The organism is Sporosarcina sp. FSL W7-1283 (assembly GCF_038003105.1).
GTDB classification, from domain to species: domain Bacteria; phylum Bacillota; class Bacilli; order Bacillales_A; family Planococcaceae; genus Sporosarcina; species Sporosarcina newyorkensis.
Window position 1 is genome coordinate 827,223 of sequence record NZ_JBBOOL010000001.1, and the last position, 14,175, is coordinate 841,397.

Annotated in this window: 13 protein-coding genes; 12 read left to right on the forward strand and 1 reads right to left on the reverse strand. The window is 42.8% G+C overall.

The window, feature by feature from the left end; genetic code table 11:
• Positions 1–9 precede the first annotated feature (9 nt).
• The 10 genes from MKY93_RS03900 to MKY93_RS03945 all read left to right on the forward strand — a co-directional run bounded on the left by MKY93_RS03900 (position 10) and on the right by MKY93_RS03945 (position 9,154).
• Positions 10–2,244, forward strand: coding sequence for a hypothetical protein (locus MKY93_RS03900; protein WP_340758321.1), 2,235 nt, complete (start codon positions 10–12; stop codon positions 2,242–2,244).
• Complete coding sequence (locus MKY93_RS03905) at positions 2,237–2,860, forward strand: class D sortase (protein WP_340758322.1); 624 nt, start codon at positions 2,237–2,239, stop codon at positions 2,858–2,860. Before MKY93_RS03900 ends, MKY93_RS03905 begins: the two co-directional genes overlap by 8 nt.
• 149 nt (positions 2,861–3,009) lie before the next feature.
• A complete protein-coding gene (locus MKY93_RS03910; RefSeq protein WP_078817172.1) occupies positions 3,010–3,711 on the forward strand; it encodes a CBS domain-containing protein in 702 nt (233 codons plus the stop codon).
• 23 nt (positions 3,712–3,734) lie between these two features.
• The gene (locus tag MKY93_RS03915; protein WP_340758323.1) at positions 3,735–4,481 is read left to right on the forward strand and encodes an ABC transporter ATP-binding protein; all 747 of its coding nucleotides are present in this window, start codon (positions 3,735–3,737) and stop codon (positions 4,479–4,481) included.
• Positions 4,478–5,248, forward strand: a complete 771-nt coding sequence (locus tag MKY93_RS03920; protein WP_078817174.1) for an ABC transporter permease — start codon at positions 4,478–4,480, stop codon at positions 5,246–5,248. The genes MKY93_RS03915 and MKY93_RS03920 overlap by 4 nt, the downstream gene beginning before the upstream one ends.
• A gap of 367 nt (positions 5,249–5,615) precedes the next feature.
• Positions 5,616–6,590, forward strand: coding sequence for an ABC transporter substrate-binding protein (locus tag MKY93_RS03925; RefSeq protein WP_078817176.1), 975 nt, complete (start codon positions 5,616–5,618; stop codon positions 6,588–6,590).
• A gap of 4 nt (positions 6,591–6,594) precedes the next feature.
• Entirely contained in the window at positions 6,595–7,626 is a 1,032-nt protein-coding gene (locus MKY93_RS03930) for a FecCD family ABC transporter permease (protein WP_425441334.1), read from the forward strand.
• Positions 7,613–8,428, forward strand: coding sequence for an ABC transporter ATP-binding protein (locus tag MKY93_RS03935; RefSeq protein WP_340758324.1), 816 nt, complete (start codon positions 7,613–7,615; stop codon positions 8,426–8,428). Before MKY93_RS03930 ends, MKY93_RS03935 begins: the two co-directional genes overlap by 14 nt.
• Positions 8,394–8,822, forward strand: coding sequence for an ankyrin repeat domain-containing protein (locus MKY93_RS03940; protein WP_340758325.1), 429 nt, complete (start codon positions 8,394–8,396; stop codon positions 8,820–8,822). The genes MKY93_RS03935 and MKY93_RS03940 overlap by 35 nt, the downstream gene beginning before the upstream one ends.
• Complete coding sequence (locus tag MKY93_RS03945) at positions 8,813–9,154, forward strand: antibiotic biosynthesis monooxygenase (protein WP_340758326.1); 342 nt, start codon at positions 8,813–8,815, stop codon at positions 9,152–9,154. The genes MKY93_RS03940 and MKY93_RS03945 overlap by 10 nt, the downstream gene beginning before the upstream one ends.
• A 641-nt stretch (positions 9,155–9,795) precedes the next feature.
• Here MKY93_RS03945 and MKY93_RS03950 read toward each other — a convergent pair.
• A complete protein-coding gene (locus MKY93_RS03950; protein ID WP_340758327.1) occupies positions 9,796–11,166 on the reverse strand; it encodes a YjiH family protein in 1,371 nt (456 codons plus the stop codon).
• A gap of 473 nt (positions 11,167–11,639) precedes the next feature.
• On the opposite strand from MKY93_RS03950, the gene MKY93_RS03955 reads away from it, so the two are divergent.
• Positions 11,640–12,170, forward strand: coding sequence for a DinB family protein (locus tag MKY93_RS03955; RefSeq protein ID WP_246602493.1), 531 nt, complete (start codon positions 11,640–11,642; stop codon positions 12,168–12,170).
• Positions 12,171–12,295: 125 nt separating this feature from the next.
• The gene (locus tag MKY93_RS03960) at positions 12,296–14,170 is read left to right on the forward strand and encodes an ABC-F family ATP-binding cassette domain-containing protein (protein WP_340758328.1); all 1,875 of its coding nucleotides are present in this window, start codon (positions 12,296–12,298) and stop codon (positions 14,168–14,170) included.
• Positions 14,171–14,175: the final 5 nt, after the last annotated feature.

The window sequence follows — 14,175 nt, forward strand, 5'->3', positions numbered from 1 at the left end:
AGAATTATTATGAAAACAAATTGGATGAAACAAGTCGGAATCACATTCGTTGTCGGAGCATCGATATATTTATTCCCATCTGCAGGACAGGCAAATGAAACAGACGAATCTACGGACACTGCCTTAGAGGTCAATGATCAGAATGAAGCAAAGCCGCTCCTTGACGTTCATTTAGAAGATGTACCAGTTGTCGGTGATGTGAAAGTTCAAATTCCTTCGTCTGAAACAGGTGAACAATCTGTTGCGAAAGTACAGGTTAGCGAAGGTATCGTTGATAATCTGGAAGTGGATGTAGCACCTGTGAAAAAGGTTGACCAACAGGAAACAACGCAAGAAAAGAAGGCTGTTGCTACTGTGAATTTGTCGACACCTGTTACAGATGATGTAGAGGTTGACGTAATCGCTGAAGAAAAAACACAGCAATTAGATACGTCTGAAACCTCTACTGCAATCACGAATGTCACTGCGGATGATTTGCCAATCGTTGGAGAAACGGAAGTTGGCATAGCAGAGAAGAAACACCAAACGACAGATGAAGCCACTTCATATGATGGCAGTGTAGTGGAAGTGAATATCGAAAAGGTACCCGTAGCGGAGGAAACGCATGTCGGCGTGCTCGACAAACATGTGGAGAAGACGGATGATTCCTATACAGAAAAAGGAGGGGTAGTGCAGGCGGATTTAGAAGCACCCGGTTTACTGGATGACACCCATGTAGGGATCTTGGATTCCCACGTTGTAATAGATGAAGACTCCTCTTCATTCGATGGAGGCATAGTGGAAACGACAATCGAGAAAGCTCCAATCTTGGATGAAACACATGTAGGAGTGTTAGATCAGCACGTGAAGCAGACTGAAGACGGCATCACAAGTGACCGTGGAGTAGTCGAAGCAGATGTAGAAGCGCCAGGCTTGCTGGAAGACACTCATGTCGGCGTCTTGGATTCCCATGTTGTAAAAGGTGAAGACTCCTCTTCATTCGATGGCGGCATAGTGGAAGCGACAATCGAAAAAGCTCCAATCTTGGATGAAACGCATGTAGGAGTGTTAGATCAGCATGTGAAGCAGACTGAAGACGGCATCACAAGTGACCGTGGAGTAGTCGAAGCAGATGTAGAAGCGCCAGGCTTGCTGGAAGACACTCATGTCGGCGTCTTGGATTCCCATGTTGTAAAAGGTGAAGACTCCTCTTCATTCGATGGAGGCATAGTGGAAGCGACAATCGAAAAAGCTCCAGTCTTGGATGAAACGCATGTAGGAGTGTTAGATCAGCATGTGAAAAAAGATGAAGATTCCTTTTCACTTGATCAGGGCATTGTGAACACTATTGTGACGGACCTTCCAATTGTCGGTGATCTGTCTATCGGTGTTTTAGACTATCACGAAAGAGAAATGGAAAACCAATCTTCTCTTTCCACAGGCTTAGCTCAGATTGGGTTAAATGGTACGCTTTTAAAAAATACGGCTGTAAATATTCTAAGAAAACAAGAACAAACGACAGAAGACGGAACCTATACAAAACAAAGCGGCATCACGTTGGGCGTAACTTTACCTATTCTAGGTGAAGTGCAAGCAGATATCTTGTCTAATGAAACGTTCACATCAATAGCTATCGTTCCCCCAACCACTCAGCCTGGAACAAATCCTGATGAAAGTCCAAACGACGACAGTAACGGTACAAAGGAACCTGATGATAATGATGGACAGCCAGGAACGTCTCCAGAAGATAGAGATGAAAATCCAACTCTCCCTGTGGTGGGTAACGAAGAAAATGACGGCACCAATTCGAATGAAGGGAATGGAGAAACTACTCCAATCCCGGATTCGAACGATACCACGCCGCCGATTGTAGACGTTCCTGAAGAAAACGGGAATTCCAATCAAGAGAATAACAACTTCGATTCGAATAGTGAAGAACAGCCGAATGGTATGTGGGGAGACAACGGTTCGGTTAAACAGCCAAACGCCGACAATTCTGATGGATCAGTGAATCCGAATCATCTGAATGCTGCTGGATGGTTGGCACAGACGCCTGCAAAACACAATCAATTATTCGACGCCAATATAGCTGTAATAAATGATAGATCCAACCAATTAGCCGGACAGCCAGTTGCATCTAATTCATTTGAACGATTGCCAACAACAGGAGGATTTTTGGATCCTGCCCTTACAGCTATCTTGGCTCTGTTCTTAATGATCGGCGGTTTTACAGCACGACAATGGGCGCTGAGCAAAAATGAGTGAGCGTGGAGCAATAAAGAAAGGCTCATTTGTCAAATGGATAGCAAACATCTTGATTATTGCGGGAGCGGCGACTTTGTTACTGCTCATTTCGGGAGTACATTCAAATAAAAAGCAGCAATCAGAACGATTAAATGCTTTTGCTGCGATGAAAGCGGAAGCAGCGAATTCTTCCGACATACATCCTGCATTCCCAAATGGTACTTTGGATCCGAAACTTGAAGGAATCGAAGGCATTTTGGATATCCCGCAAATCGACTTGGAAGCCCCCGTGCTGTTAGGAGCTGATGAGCAGACATTGTCAGAAGGTTTAGGTGCTATTGAAAACATGGATCAACCAGGCGTGATCGACGGCAGTTATGCGATTGCAGGCCATCAATCGCATGTATTCGGAAAGTACTTCAACCGGCTTCATGAAATGGAAGCGGGTAAGGAGTTCACTTATGAAACTTTGGACGGAATACAACGTTACAAAGTATTTGACATTCAAATCGTCAAGCCGGAGCAGGTGGAAATTTTAGATAGTCAAAATGGAATTGCATTGTTGTCATTAATCACGTGCTACCCAGAACGATCCAATGAATATCGGCTTATTGTGCAAGCGAAACGTATACAATAACAATCGGAAAATCCTTCAATCTATTATGGTTGAAGGATTTTCTGTATGTTGACCACTCAGTTAAACTTGTATATCTGTCTGTCTTCAAAAGACTCAGGAAATTAATAGATTATGATATACTTTGCCTAGAGTAGAAAGGGGGAAGTAGGATGACGCCTAAAAACTCAGACCGTTTTATCGTCGCGTATAATCGTATTGATAAGTCCTTAGTAAAACTAACAGGCATGCCAAATCATTTTTCGTTTTCCCGAAGAATTGACAAAGCAAAAGAGAAAAATGCGCTGATTCGACATTATGAAGAGGAGTTGCGGGAGTTCGGGAGTTTGCGGAATGCAATTATACATAATCGGACAGGGTTGAATTATGCGATTGCGGAGCCCCATGACGTGATCGTAGAAATGATTGAAATGATCGAGAAAAAATTGTCTAATCCTATGACAGTGAAGGATCTCTTCAGTAGAAAAGTACATACGTTACAAGCGAAGGAGTCGTTGGCAACGGGGTTAAAGATGGTAAGAGAGAAGAAATTCAACCAAATACCGATCTATCAAAAAGGCAGGTTCATCGGGTTGATTACCGCTAATGGAATTATGAATTGGCTGGCGGATCAAAAACACGAAGACATTTCCCGGGAAATACCGACATTATACGATGTTTATAATCACGAAAAACGTAAAAACACGTATCGTTTTGTAAAAAGTACATTATCTGTTTATGAAGCAGAAGAGTTTTTTAAGAAGTCGATTCTTCGAGGAAATCGTTTGGAAGCATTGCTCATTACGGAGCATGGAGGAAAAGATGAAAAATTGATCGGCATTATAACACCATTGGATTTATTGAAGCTGGATTGACGATATGGGAAAAGGTGATTAGGTTGAAATCTGAAACTACAACTAGGTTATATGAACCTGCAATCCACTTTCAAAAAGTCTCGTATAAAGTGAAAGATACTGAAATTCTCAAAGAAGTGACTGGTTCATTTCCTAAACATAGAATTACTACGCTCGTCGGACCTTCAGGAGCAGGGAAAACGACGTTATTGAAAATGTGTAATGGATTGTTAAGCCCTACAAGCGGAGAAGTTTATGTGGAAGGACTGCCTCTTCAAGACATTACACCAATACAATTGCGTCGACAAGCAGGGATGGTTCTGCAGAATTCCCCAGTGATGGACGGCAGTGTTTACGATAATTTGTCATTGCCATTACGTCTGCAAGGCAAGGAATTAAGTGAAGAAAAAGCGACCAATATATTGAATCAAGTAGGGCTTGATCGAAAATACTTACGTCGCAATAGCCGCAACTTGTCAGGAGGACAGCAACAAAAAGTTTCGATTGCGCGTACATTGCTGAATGAATCCAATATCCTTTTGCTTGATGAAATCACTTCTGCACTCGATCCTTCATCATTACGCGAAGTAGAGGAATTGATTCGCAAGCTTAACGAAGTCCATCAAATTACGGTTGTTTGGATTACACATAATTTAGAACAGGCAAAGAGAATGGGGCATTACGCTTGGATTATGATCGACGGTCAGCTTGTGCAGACAGGGAATATTTCTGCATTACAACATTCAGATGATCCATCTGTAGAACGCTTTTTGAGAGGGGAATTCAAATGAGTACGACGGCCCTCCTGCTGACGTTAATCTTCGTTTTCATTCCAATCATCCTATCCAAGACACTTGGATTGCAACTGGAAAAAGACACGGTTATTGCTACGGTACGCTCTACAGTTCAATTGTTGCTAGTTGGTTTTGTATTAAAATTCGTCTTTGATTCGGAAAGTTATTTGTTCATCTTTTTAATGGTTTCCCTGATGATTGGCGCTGCTGTTCAGAACGCCCGTAAAAAAGGCCAGCAAATAAAAGGGATCACATGGAAGCTGATCGTAACTTTTGTTCTATTAGAAGTCTTGACACAAGGTATTTTGCTGGGATTCAAAATTGTTCCCGCGACAGCTCAATATATTATTTCATTGACGGGTATGGTGATCGGAAATTCAATGGTCCTGTCTATTCTTTTCCTTAACCGCTTCGTAGCGGAAGTGGAAACCCACCGTTCAGAAAGCGAGTTGATTTTATCCCTTGGAGGTACTCCCAAACAAGCCATTCATCGACAATTGATCCGCTCTATACAAGCAAGCATGATTCCTACGATTGAGAGCCAAAAAACAATCGGGCTTGTGCAATTACCCGGTATGATGAGCGGGCAAATCATCGCAGGTGCAGATCCTTTGGAGGCTGTACAATTTCAAATCTTGGTCGTGTTCTTGTTATTAACTACAGCTGCTTTAACAAGTGTCTGCCTAGGCTTGCTTTCGTATCCTACGTTGTTCAATGAACGGATGCAGATGATCCAAAGAGGAAATGATAGTTCAGATGAATAAATGAACAAATATTCATATGGATTCAGCGGGAAAAACCCTGAGCTACTGCTGAATCCGTCATGTTTTTGACAGCTGTATTATACTTCTTGTGGATTGAAGCAAAACACATAATCATCGTATTAAATTATGAGATCCCCGCACCAAACAATGCGATCCCCGAACCAAACTACATTATTTCCGCACCAAACAACGCAATCCCCACACCAAACAACGCGATCACCGTATCCCCCTAACCAATTAAACCTACCAAACTATCCGTAGTTCAAACGAATCATAATCATAAATCTATTTGACAATGATTCTCATTATCACTTATGATGATTACAATGAGAAACGTTCTCATTAAAATAAGGGGGTATGGAGAGAGATGAAGAAACTAGTAAGTGTAGCAGGTCTTCTCCTGTTGCTATTGGTCTTAGGAGCATGTGGTGCAGAAGAAGATCAAGCAGCAGATAAACTGGCTGCGGCTCCTATAAAGGCTGAAGAGCCAGAAGTGACAGGCAATCCAAGTATTGAAGTAACCGATCTGACAGGTCAGACATTGACTTTTGATAAAACTCCATCTTCTGTCGCCACATTAAGTTCAGGCGATTTAGATGTGTTACTGGCACTGGGAATTGAAGTAGCAGGACGCCCGACTGTGCAGGGACCTTCAGTAGAAGGACTTGAACAAGTTGCAGAAATCGGGAATCCACATCAGCCAAATTTTGAGAAGATTGCAGAAATAAATCCGGAAGTCCTGATTGCTGCACCAAGCTTCAAACAGCATGAAGAAAACATGGAGCGTCAAGGAACGAAAATAGTTTATACTGCGGCTAATTCCGTTGAAGATATTCAAAATACAATCGAATTGTTTGGAACAATATTCGATAAAGAAAAAGAAGCACAAACAATTCAAGATAAGATTGCAAGTGAAATCCAGAAAAACACTGAACAGAAAGCAGATCCTGTCAGAACACTGCTTGTCTATGGAGCACCCGGTACATACTTGGCAGCCCTTCCAAACTCTTTATCCGGTAACTTATTGGAACTGGCAGGCGGCGAAAATATCGCAAGTGATTTCCCGAACGAAGAGAAATATCCACAATATGCAAGCTTAAGTGTCGAGAAAATCATTGAACGCAATCCAGAAATGGTCATGTTGATTACGCATGGTGAGCCGGAAGCTGTCAAGACAGCGTTCGAAGGCGAAATGTTGAAGAACCCTGCATGGAAAAACTTAGATGCAGTCAAAACGGGAAATGTTGTCGTCCTACCTTCCCATTTATTTGGCACGAATCCCGGAACGAAAGTAGTCGAAGCACTTGAAGTAATGAAAGAAAGTTTAGGCCAGGTTAAATAAGATGATTGCTGTACACGAACGAACAAAAAAAGATCAGCACCCGCTTGCAAGAAAACGTCTCATCGTGTTAGTGACGAGCGGCAGTTTACTGATGGTCGCAGCTATCGCCAGTTTGATGATCGGACCTGTTTCGTTCTCTTTGCAAGAGATTTGGAATGGCATCTTTCAATCAACGGATACGATGGAACGGCGAATCGTTTGGGAACTTCGTTTTCCACGCGTTTTAGTCGGCATGATTGTCGGAACCAGCTTAGCGGCATCCGGGGCGATATTACAAGGAATCATGCGTAACCCGCTCGCAGATCCGGGAATTATCGGCGTATCTTCTGGCGCTGGACTAGCAGCGACAACCATCATGATCATCTTTCCGGCATACATTATGTTCTTACCGCTCGCTGCCTTTTTAGGTGCATTCGTGACGGCTCTCGTTATTTACGCATTATCTTGGAGAGGCGGGGCATCACCGCTGCGAATCATTCTTGTCGGTGTCGCTATCAATGCCGTTATTGGTGCTTTCATGAGTGCGCTCATGCTGCTGTACAGCGATCGGGTTCAATCGGTCCTGCCATGGCTTGCCGGTGGAATAGCGGGTGTCGGTTGGGTGCAATTTGAGATGATTATTTATTACGTAATTGCCGCGCTTGTGTTAGCAATCTTTTCAATCAAGCATATTCGGATTTTACGGTTAGGAGACGAAGTAGCCAAATTACTCGGTCATAACGTGGAACGAAGTCGATTTTTCTTAATTGTTTTGAGTACATTGCTTGCTGGATTGGCGGTAAGCGTTTCGGGCTTGATCGGTTTTGTCGGTTTGGTCGTACCGCATATTATGCGCTCGATTGTTGGAGGCGATTATCGGTTCCTTCTGCCAGCTTCGGCATTAGGCGGTGGATTGCTTGTTGTGGTGGCGGATACGATCGCCCGTAGTGCTTTTAATCCGATCGAGTTGCCTGTTGGTATTTTATTGTCTTTCCTAGGCGGTCCATTCTTCTTGTACTTAATTCAAAAACGGAGGGATTCATTTGCTGGTAACTGAAGAACTTTCCTATCGTCATTCGGATTCATTCGGATTATCGTCTATCGATCTTCATATTAAACAAGGAGAAATCGTCAGTCTGATCGGTCCGAATGGTTCAGGCAAGTCTACTTTTTTGAGGCTGATCTCGCGGCTGATTACGCCAGGTAGCGGTGAAGTTTTGCTGAACGGAGAACGTCTGAAGCGAATGAAGTCGCAGGAAGTGGCGAGGAATTTGGCGATGCTTCCGCAAATGCAAGATCACCAATTGGATGTGACGGTGGGAGAGCTAGTGGAATTCGGCAGACATCCTCATCGTACTGCGTATGGAAAACTTAGCCGGGAGGATCAGGAGATCATTGATTGGGCGATTGAAGTAACGAATTTAGGTGCTTATAAAAATCGTCTATTGCATTCATTGTCTGGGGGGGAACGGCAACGTGCCTGGATTGCCATGGCGATTGCCCAGCGTCCGAAAATTTTGTTGCTCGATGAACCAACCACGTATTTGGATATTTCACATCAGCTGGAAGTGATGGAGCTTGTGGCGGAACTGAATGAGTCGTACGGCATGACCATTGTCATGGTGCTCCATGATATCAATCAAGCAGCCAGTTATAGTGACCGCATGATCGTATTAAAAGATGGAAGGGTACGGTTCGATGGTATTCCACAATGTGTTTTGTGCAAAGACATGTTCCATTCAATTTTTGAAATTGATGCGGAAATTTTCATGAAGAATGGGAAATGTTTTTTCACACCTAGTAAATTACGAAAGGGAGAATGTCATGAGAGCAGAGGGAGAAAAGAAACAGCCAATTGACCAAGGACTTGTACGGCAATATTTAATTGCGACACATGGCAATTTTGAGGAAGTACAGAAGTTGATTGAAAAGGAACCTGATTTGGTTCATGCTGTGATGAACTGGGGTGGCGATGACTGGGAGAGCGGGTTGGGGGCTGCTGCGCATACTGGAAACCGGGATATTGCGGAGTATTTAGTAGCAAAAGGAGCACGTATGGATATTTTTGCAGCCGCTATGCTGGGTGAACTGGAAATTGTCCAATCAATGCTGAAGTGGTATCCCGACTGGCGAGAATTAAAAGGTCCGCATGGTATTCCATTATTGCGGCATGCGGTAGTAGGCGGTGACCAAGCGCAACATGTAGTAGACTATTTACAGACGATGAAAGAGGAGGTAGTGCAATGCAAATGATGACAGCAGTGAATACGATTTTTGTGGAAAAAGGAAAAGGGGAACAGGTGACTGCACGTTTTCAACGAGCGAAAACAGTCCACACATTTGAAGGATTCATTCGAATGGAAGTTCTATTGAAGCAGGATGCTGAAGATCAGGATGAAGTGAAAGTTTGCACGACTTGGGAAGACGAAAAGTATTTTCAAAACTGGCTGAATAGCCGAGAGAATGCAAAGTCTCACGAATCGAAAGCACAATCAACTGAACCAAGTCCGATTTTGGGGAATGAGTTGACGAAATTTGCTGTGAAAGTACAACATTTACCAGCCGAAATTAGTGAAGTGAAGTGAAGTAATTTTTTGACGTAGCAGCGGCAGATAGGATGCTAGAACTGCCGCTCCATCAAAGTCCGAATGCGATCTATACAGAGACCTGACTGTATAGATGGCTTTCGGGATACCGTCAGCATAACTGTACATCGCGGAAACACTTGGAAGCCGATGTCGCAAAGTCTCACCTAATCGCAACCCTCCCTTACTTGCGGACATTCTAAGGATTTAAAGACATTGTTGCTTTCAAGATGTTCATTTGGCTGCCTTTCTTAACTGAAAGGCAGTTTTTTTATTTTTATTCATCAGGCGGGATTGTTTGAGAAAGAGTTTTCCTATGTCAATTTGAGCGGTTCTTGTTTTTTTATGGGAAAGTTTTTGTCTTATGGGGCAGTGGTTATGGCAATAGAAATGTGCGTTGCGCTGGTAGTTTGGTGCGTGTTGGTTATACATTGGTTCGGTCTGGCCTAACAAATGTGAGGTATAGAGGAGTATTAGCTCGGTCTGATGAAACTATGGTTCGGTGCAATGATGGTTTGGTTCGTTCCCGCTAATTTCATTGTCTTATTACGCATAAAAGCTGTCACGGAAAGTCATTTCTGACTTTCTGTGACAGCTCTATAAGTGCAATTGATTTTACGTTAAGGAATATTTCCCTTTTCCTATACTTTGTCCACAAACCAAAATAATAAATGTGCAATACCTGCTATAATCGGTAATGCGATAATGGTGCGAAGCAAGAAAATGATCAGTAAATCAAAAATGTTCAAAGGAATTTTCGTTCCTAAAATCAATCCGCCGACTTCAGACATATAAATGAGCTGTACGACTGATACCGCTGCGATGGTAAATAATGTGACAGGCGAAGTGATGACGCCTTCCGCCAAAATAACGGGTAAAAACATATCCGCAAATCCGACGACCATCGTCTGTGCTGCATCTGCTGCTTCGGGTATTCTCAAAAACTCCAGAATGTATTCGAATGGTTTACCCAGGATTCGAAAGATGCTCGTATATTCCGCAAGCATCAAAGCTACTGTCCCGAAAGCCATGACTACTGGTGCGACTCCAAACCACATGTCAAGTACGTTTTGAAAACCCATTTTGACGGTTTTTCCAATGGAGCGTTGTTTTGAAGCCGTCTGTAATGCAGTATCCAAGCCTAATGCAAATACATTCGTCCCTTCAGGCAATTTTTCATCTTCAAGTGAAAACTCCCGATCGTCGATATATGTATTCTTAATAGAACGTAAAGGATAGATCCGCGGCATGACGAGAGCCAAAATCAATCCGGTTAAAACTACTGTTCCGTAAAATGGAAGGAAGTAATCTGCCATTCCGACCGTATCGATGATGACCAATGAAAATGTAATCGATACAACAGAAAATGTGGTAGATATAATGGCAGCTTCACGCTGTGTATAATGGCCTTCTTCATACTGTTTACTCGTTAATAAAACACCAATTGTTCCGTCTCCAATCCACGAAGCAAGTGCATCAATGGAAGAGCGTCCTGGTAGATTGAATAAAGGCCGCATGATCTTGACCATCAGCGTTCCGAAAAACTCTAGTAATCCGAAGTTCAGCAAAAGCGGAAGCAAAAGTCCCGCGAAGAAGAAAATACTGAACAAAAAGGATACAAGTCCGTCACTTGCCAATAGTAAGCCACCTGTATTTTCACTCCAAATGGCTTCAGGTCCTAATTTAAAGACGACCATGACAGAGAACACTGCACCAATTACGCGAGTGATCGTCCAGAAAGGTGTCACTTTGAATAAATTTACAAAAAATGAAGGACGCTGAGGATCCTTTCTTACGAATGAAAATAGGATGGAGCCTAATGCAGAGAGTATGATCATCACCATCATCAACTGCGAGATAACGGGTTCCAGCGATCCTGCCATTAAGTCGGCTAGTTTGGCGATCGGTACTTTCCAGCCATCCTGAAATGGCAATGGAATCATAAATAGCATAATCCCGAGAAGGGAAGGAATCAAAAATACAAACCACGTACTAGCGGTATATTTCTTCAAGGTAGTTCTCTCCTTGTCTTTGATGTATAAAGTGAATATTTATACATTATACTGTTTATCCGTCCAATGTAAACACTTTAAGCTAAAGTGCGATTTTTCAGTTAGCGGTCAGCCTTTAATTGATAAAAAGCTCGCTTGGAATAACTTCCAGAGAAGTGTTGAATTTGCATCTCAATATGTTCCGAATGAAGTGCATTACGCAACGGCTGGATCCTGAAAGAAGTTCGCCAAAATGTCCGGTCATCAGATTTCACCTTTACTTTGAGCTTTCTTTGTATACATGCTATTGCCTTTTTTACCAATTTAGAAATCAATACAAATGTACACTTTTGCAAGAGTTCAAAGAGCATTCGAAATCCATGAATTTTCTTCATTATTACAAGTATGAAATATAACCGTTCCCTCTTTAAATCTGATAGGAAAAAGCGTATGCTATTTCAATAGTAATGATTATGAGGAAGAAATGGAGGAGGATGTTGGTGGTTTTTGGAGAAAACATCAAAGTCCGTAAACGCATCTTACAGTTGATCGACGGCTTAACAGATGAGGAATTTAACGGAACGCCCTCATGCGGCGGCTGGTCTCCCAAGCAGATCGTAGAACATTTAGCATTAATGGAGTGCCGAGTTGCTACAAACATTGCCAAAGAATTGAAAAACCCTGACAGTCCGCGGGTTTTCAAAAAACCGATCAGTGTATCGGCCAGTCCTCTAATCAAGGCTTATTTATTGGAATACACAGAACCGACGGATACGTATCTCTCAATTTCAGAGACTAAAGAACGTCTACATCAGTCTCGAAATTTTCTATTGGATATCTACGACTCGGCAACTGAAGAAGAGTTACGCAGCAAGTCCATCAAGCACCCGGTCTTCGGGAACGTACCGTTAATCCAGTGGTTCCGTTTCGTCGGTTTCCACGAAAAACGCCATTTGAGACAATTGAAAAGAGCAGTGGATCTTGCGAAATCAAATCCCACGCCGCTTTATGAATCGTCTAAATAATAGAAAGGAAAGAACTTGACCCCACTCGGCTCAAGTTCTTTTCTTTTGTCAGGTTTTCGTTGTCCCCTATAGAAGTGTTTTTCAGCTATACTAGGAATAGCAGCTTGAAGATAGGATGTGGTGTTATGAGTCATTTAGTTGTAGAAAAATTAACCAAAACGGTTGGCGATAAAACCTTGTTTAAAGATGTAGAATTTGCCATTACAAGCGGTGAGAAGATCGGGTTAATCGGCATCAACGGAACCGGTAAATCTACTTTATTATCCATACTGGCAGGACAAGAGGAAGCGGATTCTTATGCAGCGGATCATCCGAATAAATTCCGTATCGCCTTTCTTCCTCAGGAGCCAGTTGTGGATCCTGAACTGACAGTGATGGAGACAGTGTTTAAGAGTGATGCACCGATCATTCAGCTGAATCTTCATTATGAGCATGCTTTGCAAGAACTTTCATCAGATTCATCAAACCCTGAGCTTCAAGAACGTTTTACGCGTTTGCAAAATGAAATGGACGCAACAGGTGGGTGGGATTTGAATGCCCAGGCACGAACGATTCTCATGAAGCTTGGAATTGATATGTTTGATCGGAAGATGGGCGAACTTTCAGGAGGCCAGCAAAAACGGGTAGCTTTAGCGAAAGTGCTAATCGAGCCGGCAGATCTATTGTTGCTGGATGAGCCGACAAACCATTTGGATGTGGAATCCATTCGTTGGTTGCAAGACTTCCTGCAAAATATTCAAGGCGCCGTTATGTTCATCACGCACGATCGGTACTTTTTAGATCAAGTAGCAACCCATATATATGAATTGGCGAATCAAACATTGTATTCGCATACAGGAAACTACGCCGACTACTTGGAATCCAAAGCATTGCGCGAAGAAATGGCCGCTGCGTCTGAGCAGAAAGACCGCAATCGTTATCGTAATGAATTAAAATGGATACGCAGAGGTGCCAAGGCGCGTTCTACCAAACAAAAAGCACGAATCGGTCGTTTCGAAGAACTTGAAGAAAAAGTGAAACAGACAGACTCCTCATTAGATTTAGAAATGGATCTGAAAACTTCACGTCTAGGTAGGAAAGTTCTGGAAATAAATGATATTACCAAAAGGTTTGGACAAAAAGTGATTTTGCATCCGTTCTCCGCAATTTTACAGGCAAAAGACAGAATTGCCATCGTCGGTCCGAACGGTGTTGGTAAGTCAACACTTCTTAAGATGTTGGAAGGCACCATTGCACCAGATACTGGTAATATCGAAAGAGGAGCGACGGTGAAGATTGCGCATTTTCATCAGCATATTCCGCCAATGGATGAAAATCAGCGAATTATTGAATATATCCGTGAAACATCCAATGATATAGAAGATGGAAGCGGCGCACGATTATCAGCTACACAAATGTTGGAGCGATTTTTATTTCCGGCTTCTTCACATGGTACGCCAATTGGGAAGCTTTCTGGCGGCGAGCGAAAACGGCTCTATTTGTTGAAGCTTTTGATGGAGCAGCCGAATGTCCTGCTGCTAGATGAACCGACGAATGACTTAGATCTTGAGACACTGTCTGTCTTAGAATCCTTTATCGATACGTTTACTGGCGTCGTCGTTACCATCTCGCATGATCGTTTTTTCCTCGATCGTATATCACGAAAGCTTTGGGTATTGGATGGGACAGGAGACATAAATGTATGGCTCGGTCTGTATTCCGACTTCTTGGAGGAGACTCCATTGAAAGAGGAAAAAGCACCGAAGAAAATAGAAGTGCAGCCTCAAGAAGAATTAAAACAGAAAAAGAAGATGACCTATTCGGAGAAGAAGCAATGGGAAACCATTGAGTCGGATATAGAAGTACTTGAAGAAAAAATCACAGCGACCGAACAAGAAATGGCAGGAACGGGATCTGATTACGATCGGCTTCGCTTACTCGATGAACAGTTGACAGAGCTCAATACACAATATGAAGAGCTGATCGAACGCTGGTCGTATTTACAGGAATTAGCCGACTAAGAAAG

Bases quoted from the DNA above. Each gene is read 5' to 3' on its own strand.
- MKY93_RS03925 (WP_078817176.1), top strand. From the start codon at position 5,616: ATGAAGAAACTAGTAAGTGTAGCAGGTCTTCTCCTGTTGCTATTGGTC.
- MKY93_RS03955 (WP_246602493.1), top strand. From the start codon at position 11,640: ATGTTGGTGGTTTTTGGAGAAAACATCAAAGTCCGTAAACGCATCTTA.
- MKY93_RS03905 (WP_340758322.1), top strand. From the start codon at position 2,237: ATGAGTGAGCGTGGAGCAATAAAGAAAGGCTCATTTGTCAAATGGATA.
- MKY93_RS03940 (WP_340758325.1), top strand. From the start codon at position 8,394: ATGAGAGCAGAGGGAGAAAAGAAACAGCCAATTGACCAAGGACTTGTA.
- MKY93_RS03910 (WP_078817172.1), top strand. From the start codon at position 3,010: ATGACGCCTAAAAACTCAGACCGTTTTATCGTCGCGTATAATCGTATT.
- MKY93_RS03900 (WP_340758321.1), top strand. From the start codon at position 10: ATGAAAACAAATTGGATGAAACAAGTCGGAATCACATTCGTTGTCGGA.
- MKY93_RS03945 (WP_340758326.1), top strand. From the start codon at position 8,813: ATGCAAATGATGACAGCAGTGAATACGATTTTTGTGGAAAAAGGAAAA.
- MKY93_RS03920 (WP_078817174.1), top strand. From the start codon at position 4,478: ATGAGTACGACGGCCCTCCTGCTGACGTTAATCTTCGTTTTCATTCCA.
- MKY93_RS03960 (WP_340758328.1), top strand. From the start codon at position 12,296: ATGAGTCATTTAGTTGTAGAAAAATTAACCAAAACGGTTGGCGATAAA.